Annotated in this window: 17 protein-coding genes and 3 pseudogenes; 11 read left to right on the top strand and 9 right to left on the bottom strand. The window is 67.4% G+C overall.

What is annotated here, in order from left to right; all coding sequences use genetic code 11:
- Positions 1–225: 225 nt before the first annotated feature.
- Positions 226–684: a MarR family winged helix-turn-helix transcriptional regulator gene (locus tag ACGFX9_RS32570; protein WP_393481405.1), complete on the bottom strand. Its 459-nt coding sequence runs from the start codon at positions 682–684 to the stop codon at positions 226–228.
- A 63-nt stretch (positions 685–747) separates the two neighbouring features.
- Between ACGFX9_RS32570 and ACGFX9_RS32565 the strand changes: the two genes are divergently transcribed.
- From ACGFX9_RS32565 to ACGFX9_RS32545, 5 genes are all read left to right on the top strand, one after another.
- Positions 748–1,116: a VOC family protein gene (locus tag ACGFX9_RS32565; RefSeq protein ID WP_393481401.1), complete on the top strand. Its 369-nt coding sequence runs from the start codon at positions 748–750 to the stop codon at positions 1,114–1,116.
- 190 nt (positions 1,117–1,306) lie between these two features.
- Positions 1,307–1,825: a hypothetical protein gene (locus ACGFX9_RS32560; RefSeq protein ID WP_393481398.1), complete on the top strand. Its 519-nt coding sequence runs from the start codon at positions 1,307–1,309 to the stop codon at positions 1,823–1,825.
- Positions 1,826–1,877: 52 nt separating this feature from the next.
- Positions 1,878–3,632, top strand: a complete 1,755-nt coding sequence (locus tag ACGFX9_RS32555; protein WP_393481395.1) for a chitinase — start codon at positions 1,878–1,880, stop codon at positions 3,630–3,632.
- An 858-nt stretch (positions 3,633–4,490) separates the two neighbouring features.
- On the top strand, positions 4,491–5,171 hold the full coding sequence (gene snpA, locus ACGFX9_RS32550; protein ID WP_393481392.1) for a snapalysin: 681 nt from the start codon (positions 4,491–4,493) through the stop codon (positions 5,169–5,171).
- A gap of 268 nt (positions 5,172–5,439) precedes the next feature.
- On the top strand, positions 5,440–5,649 hold the full coding sequence (locus ACGFX9_RS32545; RefSeq protein ID WP_393481389.1) for a transposase: 210 nt from the start codon (positions 5,440–5,442) through the stop codon (positions 5,647–5,649).
- Between the two features lie 970 nt (positions 5,650–6,619).
- Here the strand turns inward: ACGFX9_RS32545 and ACGFX9_RS32540 are convergent.
- On the bottom strand, positions 6,620–7,630 hold the full coding sequence (locus ACGFX9_RS32540) for a ketopantoate reductase family protein (protein WP_393481386.1): 1,011 nt from the start codon (positions 7,628–7,630) through the stop codon (positions 6,620–6,622).
- 68 nt (positions 7,631–7,698) lie between these two features.
- Here ACGFX9_RS32540 and ACGFX9_RS32535 point away from each other — a divergent pair, with 68 nt between their 5' ends.
- On the top strand, positions 7,699–7,827 hold the full coding sequence (locus ACGFX9_RS32535) for a hypothetical protein (RefSeq protein ID WP_393481383.1): 129 nt from the start codon (positions 7,699–7,701) through the stop codon (positions 7,825–7,827).
- 8 nt (positions 7,828–7,835) lie between these two features.
- Here ACGFX9_RS32535 and ACGFX9_RS32530 read toward each other — a convergent pair whose 3' ends face one another.
- Both ACGFX9_RS32530 and ACGFX9_RS32525 read right to left on the bottom strand, forming a co-directional pair.
- On the bottom strand, positions 7,836–8,618 hold the full coding sequence (locus tag ACGFX9_RS32530; RefSeq protein WP_393481380.1) for a phosphotransferase enzyme family protein: 783 nt from the start codon (positions 8,616–8,618) through the stop codon (positions 7,836–7,838).
- A 112-nt stretch (positions 8,619–8,730) separates the two neighbouring features.
- Positions 8,731–8,983: pseudogene (locus tag ACGFX9_RS32525) on the bottom strand (transposase); the annotation flags it as partial.
- Positions 8,984–9,410: 427 nt separating this feature from the next.
- Here ACGFX9_RS32525 and ACGFX9_RS32520 point away from each other — a divergent pair.
- Positions 9,411–10,067, top strand: coding sequence for a DUF4232 domain-containing protein (locus tag ACGFX9_RS32520; RefSeq protein ID WP_393481377.1), 657 nt, complete (start codon positions 9,411–9,413; stop codon positions 10,065–10,067).
- A 213-nt stretch (positions 10,068–10,280) separates the two neighbouring features.
- On the opposite strand, the gene ACGFX9_RS32515 is transcribed toward ACGFX9_RS32520, so the two are convergent.
- Together ACGFX9_RS32515 and ACGFX9_RS32510 are read right to left on the bottom strand one after the other, a co-directional pair.
- Positions 10,281–10,442: a hypothetical protein gene (locus tag ACGFX9_RS32515; protein WP_393481952.1), complete on the bottom strand. Its 162-nt coding sequence runs from the start codon at positions 10,440–10,442 to the stop codon at positions 10,281–10,283.
- 265 nt (positions 10,443–10,707) lie between these two features.
- Positions 10,708–10,839, bottom strand: a complete 132-nt coding sequence (locus tag ACGFX9_RS32510) for a hypothetical protein (RefSeq protein ID WP_393481374.1) — start codon at positions 10,837–10,839, stop codon at positions 10,708–10,710.
- Positions 10,840–11,048: 209 nt separating this feature from the next.
- Here ACGFX9_RS32510 and ACGFX9_RS32505 point away from each other — a divergent pair, with 209 nt between their 5' ends.
- Complete coding sequence (locus ACGFX9_RS32505) at positions 11,049–11,216, top strand: hypothetical protein (RefSeq protein WP_393481371.1); 168 nt, start codon at positions 11,049–11,051, stop codon at positions 11,214–11,216.
- Positions 11,217–11,606: 390 nt separating this feature from the next.
- On the opposite strand, the gene ACGFX9_RS32500 is transcribed toward ACGFX9_RS32505, so the two are convergent.
- Positions 11,607–12,833, bottom strand: coding sequence for a cytochrome P450 (locus ACGFX9_RS32500; protein WP_393481367.1), 1,227 nt, complete (start codon positions 12,831–12,833; stop codon positions 11,607–11,609).
- A 33-nt stretch (positions 12,834–12,866) separates the two neighbouring features.
- Positions 12,867–13,592, bottom strand: coding sequence for a tRNA-dependent cyclodipeptide synthase (locus tag ACGFX9_RS32495; protein ID WP_393481364.1), 726 nt, complete (start codon positions 13,590–13,592; stop codon positions 12,867–12,869).
- Positions 13,593–13,700: 108 nt separating this feature from the next.
- On the opposite strand from ACGFX9_RS32495, the gene ACGFX9_RS32490 reads away from it, so the two are divergent.
- Positions 13,701–13,901: a VOC family protein gene (locus ACGFX9_RS32490; RefSeq protein ID WP_393481361.1), complete on the top strand. Its 201-nt coding sequence runs from the start codon at positions 13,701–13,703 to the stop codon at positions 13,899–13,901.
- Between the two features lie 74 nt (positions 13,902–13,975).
- Here ACGFX9_RS32490 and ACGFX9_RS32485 read toward each other — a convergent pair.
- Positions 13,976–14,214: pseudogene (locus ACGFX9_RS32485) on the bottom strand (IS5/IS1182 family transposase); the annotation flags it as partial.
- Positions 14,215–14,603: 389 nt separating this feature from the next.
- On the opposite strand from ACGFX9_RS32485, the gene ACGFX9_RS32480 reads away from it, so the two are divergent.
- Both ACGFX9_RS32480 and ACGFX9_RS32475 read left to right on the top strand, forming a co-directional pair.
- A complete protein-coding gene (locus tag ACGFX9_RS32480; protein ID WP_393481358.1) occupies positions 14,604–15,236 on the top strand; it encodes an SMI1/KNR4 family protein in 633 nt (210 codons plus the stop codon).
- A gap of 146 nt (positions 15,237–15,382) precedes the next feature.
- Positions 15,383–16,226 (top strand): annotated as a pseudogene (locus ACGFX9_RS32475) (transposase).
- The last annotated feature ends 106 nt before the right edge of the window (positions 16,227–16,332 follow it).

Genomic DNA, 16,332 nt, shown 5'->3' with positions numbered 1-16,332 from the left:
ACGCTGGAGGGCCACTTTTGCCTAGGTCGAGGCCGAAGGGGCCGAGCTTCGGCCTCGGCTGCGCCACGACCCCGGTGAGGCGACCGCGGGCGGGCCGCCAGCCAAAGGGGCTCTTCGCGAAAGAGGGCGTAGTCGGGGTCTGGCGGTTTTCGAGGCCGCCGGCACGGATTTCAGGCTCGGCCGCACTCCTATCCGGGCGCGACGAGACGTGCGCCGGGGAACGAGCTATGCACCGCCGGTGCCATCGCGCAGGGAATGGATCATGCTCTGCAGGATCCGGAAGGCACCTGACTGCTCGGTCTCGGTCATGCCGCCCAGCATTCTGACCTCGACGGACCGGACCGCTGCGGTCGCCTTCTCGAGGCTCCGTCGGCCGCGAGGCGTGAGCCGAGCGGGAAGAACCTTCCCGACGGGTGCCTCCGCGGGCCTGGTCACGTAGCCCTCTCGCTCCAGGGTCTGGAGCAGTACGTTCATCGTCTGCCGTGTCACGAACGCGCCCCGCGCGAGCTCGGAGTTCGACAAGCCCGGTCGTTGAGCCAGCAGCTCGAGGCAGGAGTAGTGCGTCACGCTCATCCCGAGCGGCCGCAGCACCTCCTCCATGGCTGTGCGGAGGGCGCTCGACGCCTCTTTGAGCAGGTAGCCCAGTGACGTCTCCAGGTCGATGCCGACACCGTCTTGATGCATGTCAGCATTCTGACATAGATTGACCTGTGTCAGAAAGCTGACACGTAAAGAAGGAGCATCATCATGCCCGTCACCGGCCCCGACTTCATCTCGCTCCAAGTGCGCGACCGCGACGCTTCGCAGGCGTTCTACGAGCAGTACCTAGGCCTCATCCGCTCGCAGGCCGGGCCTCCGCACGCCGTCGTCTTCGAGACGAAGCCGATCGCGTTCGCACTCCGGGACGTCGTTCCCGGCACCGATCTCGCATCCGTTGCTCAGCCCGGCATCGGTGCTGCGATCTGGCTCCACGCCACGGACGTCCAGGCCATTCACGATGCTCTCGTCGGCGACGGTCACACCATCGTCTCCGCACCGATCGACGGCCCCTTCGGTCGGACATTCACCTTCGCCGACCCCGACGGCTACCAGGTCACTCTCCACGACCGCGCCTGATCGGCCGAACGCCACCGGACGATCAGCAATCCCCGAAGACCGCGGTCGCGCCCTGGGCTCGCGCGCGACCCTGCCCTTCTGCCCTTCTGCCCTGCTGACCTAACGCCGCTCTGTCGGCTGGATGAGCTCGGCTTGGAAGTGGTCGGCGGGGCAGCAGCTGTAGCCCGACCACGCCGTGGTGCTCCATCGGGTGGTCGACCCTGATGGCTGGTGCCATGCCTGCGGCCGCCTGGGGACGCCGCGCGACAGCGTGCTGCGCCGACTGGCGACGCAGGCGGCGATGCGGGCGTTGAAGAGTGTCGCCGTCGACCGGATGTCGATAGCCCGGATCGCCGCCGGGCCCAGGGTGTCCTGGCACACCGTCAATGACGTCGCCCTGGCGACCGGCCACCAGCCGCTGATCGCCGACCCGACCCGCTTCGGCGGCGTCCAAGTCTCGGGCGTGGATGAGCAGGCGTGCCGCCACACCCGCAGTGGGGAAGAGTTCGTCACGTCAAAGGCCAATCCAAGCAGGGTGTTCAAGACCTGGCTCAAGGCCCAGACATCAGCGTTCCGCCACGGGATCGAGATCGTGGCCATAAGCGGCTTCACCGGCATCACGAGGTCGTCCTGGTCGAACTCCGTGGCGCCTTCATGGCTCCGAGGTCAGATCGCTTGTTCCAGAGGTCTTGACAACTTGATTGGTCTGGACCAGCTTTGCGCACAGTAGCGGTGGCCACCGGCTCTCACCTTCGTCCTTAGCTTCTCCCTGGAGGCATTCCGTGGACCGTGTACGTAAGGGCAGATCCGGCGTTCGCCGGAGAATCGGCGCGGCGATCGCCGTCGGTGCGGCCGCCGCGCTCGCCGTCACCGCGCTCGCGGCGCCCGCGCAGTCGGCGGACGTCAAGGCGACGGGCGTCAATGCGGCGGACGGCACGGCGGCGGACGTCAACGTTGCCAAGAACGCCGGGTTCGAGTCGGACCTGAGCAACTGGACATGCACCGCGAACAGCGGTGTCGTCGTCACCTCTCCCGTGCACGGCGGCACGAAGGCGCTCAGGGCGACCCCGGCGGGCCAGAGCAACGCCGAGTGTTCCCAGATCGTCTCGGTCAAGCCCAACTCCACGTACAAGCTGAGCAGTTGGGTGCAGGGCAGCTATGTCTATCTGGGTGCCCGCGGTACAGGTACCACCGACGTGTCGACCTGGACGCCGGGCAACTCGTCCTGGCAGCAGCTCTCCACCAGCTTCACCACCGGCGCGAACACCACGTCGGTCACCGTGTACACGCACGGCTGGTACGGGCAGAGTGCGTATTACGCGGACGATGTGAGCGTCCTTGGACCCGACGGGGGCGGCGGCACCGACCCGGTGGAGATACCGGCTGTGCCGGCCGGCCTCAAGGCGGGCACGACGACGTCCACTTCGGTGGACCTGTCCTGGACCCCGGTGTCCACGGCCACCGGATACACCGTCTACCGCGACGGCACAAAGGTCGCCTCGGCCGGCGGCGCCTCGACGACCGTCACCGGTCTCACGCCGGAGACCACCTACAGCTTCCAGGTGAGTGCCTCGAACGCGGCGGGGGAGTCCGCGAAGTCGACGTCTGTGTCCGTACGGACCGCCAAGGGCAGCGGCGGCGGAGACGGTGGCACTGTGCCCAAGCACGCGCTGACCGGCTACTGGCAGAACTTCGACAACGGCGCGACCGTGCAGAAGCTGCGGGACGTGTCCTCGCAGTACGACATCATCGCCGTCTCCTTCGCCGACGCCACCAGCACGCCGGGCCAGATCACCTTCAATCTCGACCCGGCCGTCGGCTACTCCTCCTCCGCCGACTTCAAGGCGGACATCGCCGCGAAACACGCCACGGGCAAGTCCGTGATCCTCTCGGTCGGCGGCGAGAAGGGCGCCATCTCGGTCAACAGCGACGCCTCCGCGACGGCATTCGCCAACAGCGCCTACGCGCTGATGCAGGAGTACGGATTCGACGGCGTCGACATCGACCTGGAGAACGGCCTCAACCCCACCTACATGACGAAGGCGCTACGCCAGCTCTCCGCGAAGGCAGGCTCGAAACTGGTGCTCACGATGGCGCCGCAGACCATCGACATGCAGTCCACATCGGGCGGGTACTTCCAGACGGCGCTGAACGTGAAGGACATCCTCACGGTCGTCAACATGCAGTACTACAACAGCGGTTCGATGCTGGGCTGTGACGGCAAGGTCTACAGCCAGGGCAGCGTGGACTTCCTGACCGCGCTCGCCTGCATCCAGTTGGAGGGCGGTCTCGATCCCTCGCAGGTCGGCATCGGCGTCCCGGCATCGACGCGCGGCGCGGGCAGCGGCTACGTGGCCCCGTCGGTCGTGAACAACGCCCTCGACTGCCTGGCCCGCGGCACCGGCTGCGGCTCCTTCAAGCCGTCGAAGACGTACCCGGGGCTGCGCGGAGCCATGACATGGTCCACGAACTGGGACGCGACGGCGGGCAACGCGTGGTCGAACTCTGTCGGTCCGAAGGTGCACAGCCTTCCGTAGCGAACGGCCTGGCGGGGCGGACAGACCAACCCAGATCCGCCCCGCCCTCACCGGCCCCGCCGTCTCCCCCCCATGACGGGCAGCTCACCGATCGGCCTTCGGAGGTGCTGCGTGCGGGGTGGCGGCGCAGCCGGTGCACGGTCCGGGAAATATCGGGCAACACACGGGAGCTCCGCAACAGCTTGCCCTGTCGGCTGCTGACGTAAATGCATCTGTGGTCACGGCCAGCACGACGCCGCAGACCCCGCCGAGACCGTCGGCCACCACCGCCGACAGCAGTGTCGATTTCATGCAGCCAGCCGTCAGCCGGCTCGGAGACGTACGCGTGTGCCGCGTCTGCCTGCTACGCGGACGCTGTATCCCCTCAGTCGTGCGAGTGGGGGAGTGAGGGCTGAAGGGCCGCTGAGCGATGCCGCGTGTGGCTCGGCCAGGGTGCGGCCGTTCTCCGAGCTCAGCAGGCGCTGCACGGTCAGCAGTGGAGCATCGGCGAACTCTGTATCTCGTCGTCGCGCTCGTCTCGTCCGCCATCCCCGCACGAACAGCGCTCCTGGCCTGTACGAAGATCATCGTCGCCGCCCCCGAACGTCTGCGTGCGCGGCATTCACCGGATCGGGCGTCTCCAATCGGCGTAGAACCGGGCATGTCATGCGGCAAGTCCTTTACTGCGCATACCAGTTGATGCTCTGCCGCTATCACCGAATGGCATCGGGATGAACGGCCCGGCCTTCCCGATACTCGTCCCGACCGGAGGCCCGCACGCAGGCCCCCGGCCCCGGGATCCCGGGCATCTCCGTGCCCCAAAGCTCCCGGCCGCCCCGGCCATCCAGGCCACCGGACATCCGGAAGGGACATACCCCCATGAACAGATCCCGCACCAGCCTCCGCGCCATCCTCGGCGCCGCCGCTCTCGTCGGCTCGCTTGCCGTCGCCCCCTCAGCGTTCGCGGCGCCCTCGTCCGTCACGGTCGAGCCTGCCTCCACGAACGCCATGTCGGCGTACGCGGGCTCCGCCGAGGACGAGGCCGCCAACCGGCAGTTCTTCGACGCCGTCATGAAGTCGGCGCTGAAGAAGCAGGCGGCGCAGCCGGGCATCCAGATCGTCACCGTCCGGTACCGCACGACCCGGGCACCGAGCTTCCGCAGCCAGATAGGGCAGAGCACGCAGATCTGGAACTCCTCCGTCAGCAACGTGAAGCTCCAGGAGACCAGCTCGAGCGCTGACTTCGAGTACCGCGAGGGCAACGACTCGCGCGGCTCGTACGCCTCCACCGACGGACACGGCCACGGCTACATCTTCCTGGACTACCGGCAAAACCAGCAGTACAACTCCACGCGGGTGACGGCCCACGAGACGGGGCACGTGCTCGGTCTCCCTGACCACTACTCGGGCCCGTGCAGCGAGCTGATGTCCGGCGGCGGCCCCGGCACGTCCTGCACCAACGCCTACCCGAACGCGCAGGAGCGCCAGCGGGTCAACAGCCTCTGGGCCATGGGGATCGCGGCCCTCCAGGACAAGGGCGAGCTGACGAAGGTCCGCTGACCCCGCCAGCCACCGCGGGCGGACTGCCACGTACCGCAAACAGCCCCCGTGCCGGCCCGGCCGCGTGCGGCGCGCTCTCCTCCGACATGGGCACCCACACTCAAGGGAGGGAGTCGCGCCGCCGCGGTCGGCGAAGGCTCGTGGACAATCCGTGCGTCGGCCTCGGCGGTGACCGGCGCTGGCTCCCCTCGTGACGCTAGGCCGTTTCGTTCCAATCACCTGATCATTGGACTGGGTGTGCCGTTGACTGACGCGCAGTGGGCGCGGATTGGGCCCGCTGCTGCCGGACCAGACGCCGAAGCGGGGTGACCGGTGGCGGGACCATCGTGAGGTGATCGATGCGATCGCCTTCAAGTTCCGGACCGGGACGCAGTGGATCCACCTGCCGCAGAAGTACGGCACCGGAGAGGCGTGTTCAATCGGCTGCGGATGTGGGCCGTCGACGGCACCTGGGAGCGGGTGTTCACCACGCGGGTAGCTCAGTCGGACACCGATGAGGACCTGAACTGGTCCGTCTCGCTCGGTGGACTCCACGATCGTGCGTGCGCATCAGCAGGCCCCCGGGGCCAGCAAAAAGGGGGCTCGGCAGACGAGCCGAATGACCATGCCATCGGCCGGTCCCGCGGCGGTCTGACTACCAAGATTCACCTCGCAGCCGACGCGCACTGCCGGCCCCTTCGCACCAGGCGCTACCTTGCCGGACTGCACGTCGCGGGCATCTTCCTCTGGTCCGCCCGTTGACCAACGAATCTGCCTAACCGAACCTCACGGTCTTTGGCCGGAAGACTCCCCAGGACCTTCCGGCGCTCTTCAAGCCCGTATCACCCCCCGATGATCTGAACGAAATGGCCTAGCTCCTCGGCCCGGCCGGACTGTTCGTCACCGCTGTCGCCGTGCTCTTCGTCTGCGTGGACATCCCCGACGAGCACGCCGAGGCCCGCCGCGAGTCCAACGTCTACTGTCACCGACCCATAGCGCGACGACCCTCGATCGCCACAGCCCATCGTTGCTCCGACGCCCCGCTCACCGGGGCGCCCAGGCGGTCGATGGGTGTGCACTGCACTGCACTGCGCGTCGCCGTGCGCCGGGCCCGTTGGAAGGCCAGGCCCGGACACCGGGGCAGGTGGGGGAGCGGGTCAGTCTTGCGGTACGTGCCTTGGCGAACGCCTCGTCCAGGTGGGCATCCACGAGGTCCGGTGAGCTGGAGACGTTATGAGGGCCTTTCATTCTTGACCGTTGTCCACGTCACCCTCGCCGAACACGAAGCCGCCCGCTACGCGGCTGAACCCCCTGGACAACTACAGAAAGCCAGCCAACTCTGACGGGGCCCCGACACATACACCGTCATGCCACTGCCGCTGGGGATGAACCGGTTCGATCTCGGCGGCGTACAGGTCGCCTTCCAGGCGTAGTTTTTGCGCTCACCACTGGGTTACCTGCTGCGGCGTCTACTGGGCGATTACCTCGTCCACCAGCGCCGCCAGTTCGCTCACCGGCATTGATCCGGCTTGCCTGCGCTCCCTCGCGAACGCGTTGGCGACGCGTTGGAGGGTGTCGTTCACGGGTGTCGGTACGCCGTGGAGGCGGCCCAGGAGTGCGATTTCGCCGTTCAGGTAGTCGGCCTCGATGGTCCCGGTGCCGCGGGCGAGGCTCTGCCAGGAGGAGCCGCCGCGCCGCTCGGAGCCCTCGATGGGCTCGAAGCGGATCCGGTCACCGCGGGCCTCCTTCTGTTCCTGCTCGCCGGCCGCCTCGATACCGGCGGCCTTGAGCGCAGCCTCGCCCTCGGCTTGGGCCCGCTTGAGGAGTGCGACGCCGGCGTTGCTGGTGACGGGTCCGGAGGTGGCCTCGATGGTGTTGATCAGGTTGGCGAGGAGTTTGCCGTACTTCCAGCGCATGACGTCCGGTACGACGGGCGCGAGCAGCTTGGTCTTCTCCAGGTCGCCCGCGATGTTGCGGGCCGTCTCGTCGATGCCTGTTGGGTAGCGGCCGATGTGCAGGATGCCTGTGTAAGGGGCGCCCGCCGCGGAGACGGCGCCCGGTTCCACATACGTCGAAGGCAGCCAGACGCACATTCCGTAGACGTGGCGGAAGCGGCGCAGGGCCATGCGTTCGCTCTCGACGCCGTTCTGCGCGCAGATCAGCGGGAGTCGCTCGCCCGCCGTGCCGCCGCCCGCCACCGGGCGCGGGCTCCAGGCATCGAGCGCCGCCTCGCCGTCCTGCGTCTTCACGGCCAGGAACAGTACGTCGTCCGACCGCAACTCGCCCAGTTCGTCGGGGCGTTGGATGACGGGGAGTCGGTGGGTGCGGGTGCCGTCAGGTGTCGACACGCGCAGGCCGCGCTCGCGCAGCGCCTCGTAGTGCGCGCCACGCGCGACGAGCACCACGTCGTGGCCCACTTCTGCGAGCCGCCCGCCCACGGTGCCGCCGATTGCCCCTGCTCCGATGATGATGTAGCGCATGAGATCAAACCTTCCACGTGCGGCCGCGCGAAGCGACAACGGTCGAGACAACGGCGCCCAGGGACAGGATGGACGCGAAGCCGATCATCGCGGTCCCGATGCCGATGTGCCGGATGGCGATGCTGAAGACGATGGCCCGGCACGCCTATCCCGATGTAGACGATGACGAAGTACACGGCGAGCACCCCGGCGCGTGAACCGGGGCTCAGCTGGCGAGCAGGGCCTGCATCCACTGGTCTTCGCGTTGTTCGATGTATTCGGCGTCGTTTCGCCAGGCGTCGCCGTGGCCTTCAGCCCACAGCCTTGCCCAGGGCGGGGCTCCTTGGGCTGCCTGGTCGCGCAGGAAGTCGTGCATGGAACGCGTACGGCGCCCCAGTAGAGGGACCAACCGACGGCGTTCGGCCTCAGCGAGACCGTAGGCGTCGGCGAAGACTCGCAGTCGGTCCGCCGCGTCCGGGCTCTGCCAGTCCGGATGCCCGGACAGCGGGACGAACCCGTGAATGGCGTATGCGACATCCCACAGGCGCGAGCCGGGACCTGCAGCGTCCCAGTCGATGAAGGCCCACCGAGCCTCGTCTGCGACCACGAGGTTCCAGGGGGCCAGGTCGTTATGGGCGATGATGGCACTGCCCTCAGCGGGGATCAGCGTCTGCCACCGCGCATCGGACGGCGGCGTGAAGTCCTGCACGGCGTCGTGGAAGTCCCGGATCAGCCGTGCCACGCGAGCCAGTTGTCGAGCGGGTTCCATCAGCGAGAACCGGTCGGGCCAGACCACATCTCCCGGCATGAAGGTCAGGACCTCACGCCCCTGATCGTCAACGCCGAGTGGACGAGGCGCCGCGCTGAATCCCACCTCGTGCAGGTGGGCAAGCAGGGCATGCACGGCGGGAGTCCATGGTCCGGCCGGACGGCGAACGGTGTCCCCGACGCGAACGACACCATCACTGACGTTGCCGCCGGACAAAGGCTGTTCATCATCGTGCTGCATCGAACCAGTGTGTCGGATCAGCTCGTCGTGATCACCTCATTAAGGGGGGAGCGTCAAAGTAGGGAGGTCTGAGCCGTCTGAACGCGTGCGACAAGGCCAATCCAGCCTCTGATCTGCCCGGGCCGGGTCGGTTGGGTTTTGGCGCAGAGGTCGGGCAGGGCGGGTTCGGGCGGGTTCCTGCCCCCCCGGCGGACCCGGGCAGGGGTGAGGCAGCTGGGCTCGGCCGGCTTCTCCCACGGACGACGAAGGTCGGAGACCAAGGGCCGGGCTCGGCGGAGTTGGGTGTGGGCGGCGATGATCAGCCAGGTCCACCGGTCCGCCGCCGCGGACGTGCGGAGCTTCGGGCGGGTCCAGCCCAGCGTCTGCCCCGGCGGGGCGAGCGTAAAGCTGTCAACGAAGTCACTGTCACCGCGGCGCACAGCCAGCTGTAGCGGTTCCTCGTGTGACGGCCAGGTGGAGAGGCCGGGGTTCGTTCCGCTCCACAGACGGAAGCTGAACACCGGCTGCATGGGGTCGTGGAAGGCGTAGGCGAGGGTTTTGCAGTACATCCGTTGGTGCCTTCGACCGGGACGGAGGGGGACCGATAGCCCTCCAGGTCGGGGACCGGCCAGGTGGGCGCGGAGTTTTCCGTGGTCGCGCGTTGGGGTGGTGACCGTGCGGTGTCGCCGTGGCGGGCCGTGAGGTCCGTTCGCCTGTGACAGAACGAAGACGTCGCGGAGGACTGCCTGTAACTCGGTGCGGGATACAAATACTTCTGACCGCACGCACCGCCTTACTCATATGGGGATCACCGTGAAGCACTCCCGCATCACCGCTCTTGCTGCCGTCAGCGTCGCCGCCACCCTCTCGCTCACCGCCTGTGGCGGCAACGACTCTGCGAAGGACTCGTCCTCCAAGGACTCCTCGTCCTCGTCTTCTTCGTCCTCGGACGGTGGCTCGAAGTCACAGAGCGCTTCGGAGGCCGACAGCGCGAAGTCGGGTTCCGGTGAGGACACCGAGGTCCGCGCCGGCGCCGCGAACAGCGCGACGAAGACCGGCGGCAAGGTCACGTTCTGCAAAACGGAGGACCTGGCCATCGACGCCAGGGACGCCGCACCCGACGAGAACACCGGCAGGATCGACATCACCATGATCAACCGAGGGTCGGCCGCCTGCTCGGCAACGGGCTTCGCGGGCGTCGACATCAAGGACGCCGACAACACCTCGAACCCCATCGAGCGCGGCCACGCCCAGCCGCGTATCACCACCCTGAAGCCCGGCGACGCCGCCATCTTCAACCTCGCCTACGACATCGACAACACCGGCGACACCCTCTCTTCCCCGACCACCATCCAGGTGACGCCCCCCAACGAGACCCACACCGTGAACCTGCCGTGGCCCGCGGACGCGGGAGACATCAAGGGCGCCTACACCGATGTTCAGGTCTACCCCACGCACACCACCAATTAGGGACGAAGGCCGCCCCTGCCTCCCGCGGCCTCCCGCGAGTACCCAGGTGAGCGGCCCGGTTCGAAGCCCATTTCGGCCGGATTCCGCTCCACGTGATCAAACTAGGTTCCCATGTCGAGCTTCGACGCGGCTCGAACAACCAGCGGCCCGCCACCCGCTACGACGTGGGCAAAACCGTCAGACGGCCCGAGACCATCGCCAAACTCGCCCGGGTCAGACCGCAAAGAATCCGGCTCGGTTCTTCGCGATGTTTCGTATCTTCTTGCGGTTGGCTGACTCGGCGAGCCCGTCGAGTACCGCCGGTGACGTCGACTTCTCGGCGAGGTGGCGCTGCATCCAGTCCGTGACCTCCGCCAACTCGGCCGGTGTCGGCACGTGGCCGTCCTAGATGGACAGGTAGAACAGCCAGTCGTGGATGCGGCGGCGGATGAACTCGCGGTTCCTTCCGGCTTGAGCTGGTCGATCTCCGGCAGTAGTTCAGCCGACCATTGCCGGAGCTCGGCAGGGCCGGTCACCGTCCTCGCGATCCCGTTCACGAGGGCGACCCCCGCCGTCTTGGACCCCATCTCGTTGGGGTCGCGCAGGATCGTGGCCACGATCGCCCGGTCCCGGTCCCGGTCGCGGCTCCGCGAGGAAGCGGTCACCATGACGACGCGTTGGTACGCGGACGATTGGACCATCGGGCGTCCTCGTCCGCGACGCCATCGTCGACGTCCACGGCGAGGATGCCGACCCCCGCGAACATCTCGGCCACATCGGAATGCAATGTCATCGCTTCACCCCTTGTCGCAGGGTTGCTTCTTGGCAACCTCGCGTCGCTCCCGTCCAGCCTGCTCGTCTGCGGCAACTACGGCTACGCCCGCCTTCGCCATCGTGACCTGTGCGGTCATCTCGCTCCTCCTGCACGTCAGGTTCAGCCGTAATTAAGGGCGTTGAGCACCGGTACTGATACTCCGGACGAGCAGGCCCGGGGTGTGCCGCATGGGATTCCACGCGTTCGACGTTCAGGCCGGCCAGTTGGGCGTAACGGTGGACGTCCTCGCGCAGGCAGCGAGCGGGCCGGTACGTCAGGTCGAGGAAGTGCACCTCTTCGGTGCCGTGGGATTCCGGTACTGCCACGAGTACGGAACCGCCGGGCACGGCGAGTGAGGTTATGCGTTGAAGACCCTCCACGAAGCGCGGTTCGGGCTGGTTGACGAGGCAGAACATGCACACGACGGCGTCGTACACGCCGAGGCCGGTGATGTTGCTGAATAAGCCAGCCAGGATGAAGCGGGCTTGCGGCGCCTGGCGGCGGGCGTGGGCCAGCATGACCTCGGAGACGTCGACGCTGTGACGTCCAGGCCCTTCGCGCACAGCTGTTGCGTGGTGGGGCGGTCCGTCCCGCACCCAGGTCCAGGATGCGGGAGCCAGGGGTGAGGCGGCGCGACAGCTCCTCGACGGCGTCGATCTGGGCCTGTTTCCGGTCGGCGAAGGCGTGCTCGTACTCCATGCCGACCGTGTCGAAGAGGCGTGCCATCCGGGCGCCTTCCGGTGAGTTCACCACTGGACCGGCAGCCTCTCGGGGACGCGCTTGATGTTGCCCGTACGCCAGACGAGCTGGTCGACGGGCAGCGCGAGCCGCAGCTGCGGAAGGCGTTCGAGGAGGACGGTGAGAGCTTGCGCGGCATGGACGCGGGAGATCGCGGAGGCGGGGCAGAAGTGTCGTCCCGCGCCGAAGGAGAGGTGTCCGTTGGGCGAGCGGTCAAGGTCCAGGCGCTCGGGGTCCGGGAACTCTTCGGGGTCGAAGTTGGCGCCCTCCACGCAGACCAGGACCAGTTCTCCGGCTCGCACCAAGATGTCACCGAGCTGTACGTCGGCCCGGGCGATCCGGGGCAGTCCGTCGCCGATCGACAGTGTGCAGCGCATCAGCTCCTCTACAGCGCTCGGCATCGCCTCAGGCTGCTCGCGCAGTCGCTCCATGGCTTCCGGGTGCCTCATCAGGGTCAGCACGGCGTGCAGGAGGAACACATAGGTGCTCATGGCGCCGGCGCCGAAGAGTGACGTGACCGTGGCCGTGAGCATTTCGTCGGTCAGATCGCCACCGTCACGCTCCGGATCGTCGCGCAGCTCGCACAGCCGCCGGATCAGGCCGTGCTGGTCGGCACGGTCGGCGCGTACGTACCGGAGGACGAAGGCGTAGTCCTTGTCCCAGTTGGCGGTACAGCCGTCGTACGCGACGGGGCTGGTGACGAAGCCGAGGTCCAGGCCGGACATGAGCCGCAGCCCGTCCTCGTACGGCAGACCGAGCACCTCGCAGACCAGGGCCGCGGAGTACGGCTCGGCGAACCGCTGCCGCAGGTCGATGGGCGGACCCTCCTCCACCATCGCGTCCACCAGTTCGTGGGCGCGCGCGGACATCCACTGCGCGGACACCGGCCCGGAGCGGGGCCCGAAGGCACGCAGCACCTCTTGGTGGAGCCCAGCACTGTTGACGTTGCCCATGGTGTTGACGACCTCAGGGGGGATCGTCAGGGCGTACTGGCGAGGTACATCCGGAGCCGCCGTGTCGCGCAGGCTGAAGCGTTCGTCCTCCAGAACCTGCTGAGCCAGCGCGTAACTGGTCACCAGCCAGGCATCGTCGCCTGTGAGTGTCCGGATTCGTGCGACGGGGCTCTCCTCGCGCAGCCGCGCGAGCTCGGGGGGAACGATGTCACCGCGCCGGCACAGCGGCCACTCGACATCGGCGTAAGGGCCTGCGGAGACTTCGGTGGACGTGGATGCCATGACGCTCTGCTTTCTTCTGCGGCTTTGCGGGACTCACTGCTCGGTTCGGTCGTCGCATGCGACGACGGCGTACCCCTGGTTGTCGGCTGGGCGCAGCCCCGTCCGGCGCTCGCCGAACAGCAGTCGGCCCAGCGGGAGGACGGTGTGATAGCAGTGGACGGACGATGGGACGTCCACGATCCGTAGTGTGTCGACGAAGAACGGCAACTCTGCGTCGACGTAGGCCAGCGCCGCCTCCACCTTTGCAGGCGTGGGAAGCGTGCCGGGCGGCAGCCGCTGGGTGAGGAACTGGTACGCCATGGCATCCCGGACTGAACGTAGCTCCACGTCGGTTCGCAGAGCCATCCGTGTCCGCGTCTGCACCTCCCGGTAACCGGGCTGGTCCAGGAAATGGGACAGCGGGCGCGCTTGCACACGCGCCGCAGCCGCCCCAATGTCCTCCAGCGCGCCGGCGATACGCCGCCGAACGCCGCGCAGTTGCTTCGCAACGCTCCTGCGCGCGGCGGCAGGCTCATAGCCGAAGGCTTCGAGTATCGGCTGCAGGGCGACATCCGCATACACCACGTCCACGGCGGCGAAGTGCTCCACCGCCCACGCCATCGCCTTGGCCAGGCGCCGGCGGCTGAAGTAGCTGTTGCCCGTGCTCACCCCGAGCAGAGCGTGCTCCCCACGCTGAAGGATTCCCCCGCTGTTCGCCCCGACTGGCGAAACCCGCACGCGAAGATCAGTGAGGGCCTCTTGCGGCTCGCTCTGGACCATCGTCACTCCTTGCATGTGGCACGCGGACTTGCTTGGCTCATGCCCGCGGCAAGTGACGAGGATGCCGCAAACCCCTCAAACGTGTGACGCTAAGTAGCGATCTGTGCCGTGCCCCACGCCTCGGGCAACAACGCCGCGGTCTTCCTCGACGGCGAAGACGCCAAACCCTGCGGCTACTTCGAGAGGCTGTCCGCCGGCGGCACCGTGACGCTGCCCCTGGAGAGGCAGTCATGGGGTGACGATGCCAGCTCGCTCGTCGACCAGTTCGGGATCACCTGGATGGTCAACGTCACCCAGCAGCCCAGATAGATCACGGGCAGCATCAACGTCCGATTCCGGGGCTATAGAGGCAAGCTGAGATGCCGACAGCTGTAGCCGATGCAGCGCGTCACGCCGCGTTCGACCTGTGCCCGTGCCGCGGCCATGGCCCGGTTGACGGTCTTCTCGGTGGGGTGAGTTCCCGCAGGGGACTGGGGTTGGTGCCCGCGGTCGGCCAGGGGCACCCGACCTGGTAGGCGAGTTCGGCCAGGACAGGAACGCCGTGGCGCTTGCAGATACGGATGATCCGGTGGGTGCGGGCGGCGGTCAGGTCGTGAGACCGGCCCGGCAGCGCGGGTGAGAGCTACAGCAACTGGCCGTCAATCCCGCGTCTGATGACCCGTGGGCATCCCAAGAACCACCGTTCTGATGCTTCAACTCTGCAACCCTCGGGGCATGGCCATGACCGTGGATAGCGGTGCGCTGATGGGGATGATCGGGGCAATCGGTGGGGCCCTGGTCGGTGCGGCGGCGGAAGTGTATGACCCTCTGTTGTTCAAGAGGAGGAGAGGCGTGACCTAGTGGGGTTCGCGCTGCTGCGCAGATCGCCGTAGAGGTAGATCGCGTGCGTGAGCGCGCCTACGAAGGGCTCCTGGTCCTGACGGTTGCGCGCTAAGCTTGATCTTTATCTACCGCGTCGTCGTGGTGCCGAGCGGTCGACGGTCTGGTGTCCGGATGGTCCCGCGGACGACGATGGATGCCATGACGATTGAGGACTCGTGGTTGCGGATCGAGAACTGGTTGTGTGAGTTCGCCCCGGCCGCGTACGCCTCGTTGCCCCCAGCCGCGGGCTCTGATGCGGTACGCGTGGCAGAACGCCAGTGCGGGCTCGTGTTTCCCGAGGACCTGGTGGCATCCCTGCGCCGTCATGACGGCGCAGGGGAGTGCCTGTTGCCCGGCAACTACCGCCTGTTCGCCGCAGCCGAGATCGCGAAAGACTACGTGTGGTGGATCGGGTCGCAGCAGCGGGATGTTCCCGATGAACTGCGCTATTGGCGTTCATCGTGGTTGCCTCTGGCCGGAGATGGCGCCGGGGATTCCCTCTTCGTCGAGATGGCAACGGGTGACCAGCACGGTCGCATCGGTGCGCATGCCCACGGCGACGGTGGACGGTTCGACGACCGGCCCCAGTACACCTCGCTGCAAGCCCTGCTCAGCTGGGCCGCGCAGGCCCTGTCCGTCGGCTCAGCCACGGATGTCCTGGACTACGTGCTTGCCACGGACGAACAGGGGCTTCCGTACTGGGAGGACGCGGACGCGCAACAGGACGGCGTGTTGGTGGTCTGGGACATGGCAGCCCTGGAGAATCGCCACGGAGGGCTCTGATTCCTCGCGAGCTGTGATCACGGGAAGCATCTCGAGCAGGTCTCGAACTTCGGGTGGGTTCTGGCATTTCACCGGCCATGCGGCGGCCATCACACGATCGTGTGCCGTGTCGAGTAGGGCATTTGATCAGTACGAAGGCCGTTGCCATGGGTCTGCCCATACCCCGGTCCCGGCGGGAGGCGTTCGCGAAGGCGTCACGCTTCCGGGGTGAGTTCTATGCATGTCTGACCGTTCGCCGCGATGAGTTGTCCGAGTTGTGTGACGCGGTGCTGTGCGCGGACGGCCCGGTGAAGTCGCTGGTGAGTCTGACGTTACTGCCCGAACACCGGTGTGGGCACGGCGCGTTGTACGGCGGGCTCAACCATGGCCGCAGGGCCGAGGCGCGGGCGTGGGACCGGGCCCATCCGATGCTGACCCACCGCTCGGCCTGGCTCGACCACGACGGCGAGCTCCCCATGGTTGAAGGCACCCTGGTCCGGCTGAAAGTCGAGCACCTGTCGAAGGACCGCGAGGCGCCGCCGGCGTGGCTGTGGTCCTCAAAGACCGGCGCCACCCCGGCCGATGTCGACCGCTGGTGGCAGGAGTTCCTGAGAAGATTCGATCTTGAGCACACCTTCCGCTTCGCGAAACAGACCCTCGGCTGGACCACCCCGAAGCTCCGTACGCCCGAAGCCGCCGACAGGTGGACCTGGATCCTGATCGCCGCGCACACCCAGCTCCGGCTCGCCGGCCCCTGGCCACCGACCTCCGCCGTCCCTGGGAGAAGCCCGCGAGGCCGGAGCAGCTGACCCCGGCCCGGTCCGCCAGGGGTTCAGCAAAATCCGCGCTCACCTGCTCTGCCCGGCTCGTGATCCCCAACCCCGCGGCACCGGGCCCGGACACGGACACCCGCCCGGCTCCCGAAATCGCCGCCCAGCACCCCGCTACGACGTCGGCAAGACCGTCAAACGCGCCGAGACCTTCGCCGAACTCCACGCGAACCGAAGATAAAGAACAAGCTAACTGAGCGTTTGGTCCGTTGGTTCGTGTTTGGTCCCGGGTTAGGTTCCGCGCCAGTTCGGGGTGGCTTCGCCGGTGAGTCTGCGGGCCATGAGGT

The organism is Streptomyces sp. NPDC048436 (assembly GCF_043200355.1).
In the GTDB taxonomy this organism is placed as follows: Bacteria; Actinomycetota; Actinomycetes; order Streptomycetales; family Streptomycetaceae; genus Streptomyces.
The sequence above is the reverse complement of the archived record's forward strand: the minus strand, read 5'-3'. Positions and strand labels throughout refer to the sequence as shown.

Excerpts from the sequence above, each read along its gene's own strand:
- snpA (WP_393481392.1), top strand. The coding sequence starts at position 4,491 with ATGAACAGATCCCGCACCAGCCTCCGCGCCATCCTCGGCGCCGCCGCT.
- ACGFX9_RS32480 (WP_393481358.1), top strand. The coding sequence starts at position 14,604 with ATGGATGCCATGACGATTGAGGACTCGTGGTTGCGGATCGAGAACTGG.
- ACGFX9_RS32505 (WP_393481371.1), top strand. The coding sequence starts at position 11,049 with ATGGGATTCCACGCGTTCGACGTTCAGGCCGGCCAGTTGGGCGTAACG.
- ACGFX9_RS32530 (WP_393481380.1), bottom strand. The coding sequence starts at position 8,618 with ATGCAGCACGATGATGAACAGCCTTTGTCCGGCGGCAACGTCAGTGAT.
- ACGFX9_RS32540 (WP_393481386.1), bottom strand. The coding sequence starts at position 7,630 with ATGCGCTACATCATCATCGGAGCAGGGGCAATCGGCGGCACCGTGGGC.
- ACGFX9_RS32565 (WP_393481401.1), top strand. The coding sequence starts at position 748 with ATGCCCGTCACCGGCCCCGACTTCATCTCGCTCCAAGTGCGCGACCGC.
- ACGFX9_RS32535 (WP_393481383.1), top strand. The coding sequence starts at position 7,699 with ATGGACGCGAAGCCGATCATCGCGGTCCCGATGCCGATGTGCCGGATG.
- ACGFX9_RS32495 (WP_393481364.1), bottom strand. The coding sequence starts at position 13,592 with ATGGTCCAGAGCGAGCCGCAAGAGGCCCTCACTGATCTTCGCGTGCGG.
- ACGFX9_RS32510 (WP_393481374.1), bottom strand. The coding sequence starts at position 10,839 with ATGACATTGCATTCCGATGTGGCCGAGATGTTCGCGGGGGTCGGCATC.
- ACGFX9_RS32570 (WP_393481405.1), bottom strand. The coding sequence starts at position 684 with ATGCATCAAGACGGTGTCGGCATCGACCTGGAGACGTCACTGGGCTAC.
- ACGFX9_RS32500 (WP_393481367.1), bottom strand. The coding sequence starts at position 12,833 with ATGGCATCCACGTCCACCGAAGTCTCCGCAGGCCCTTACGCCGATGTC.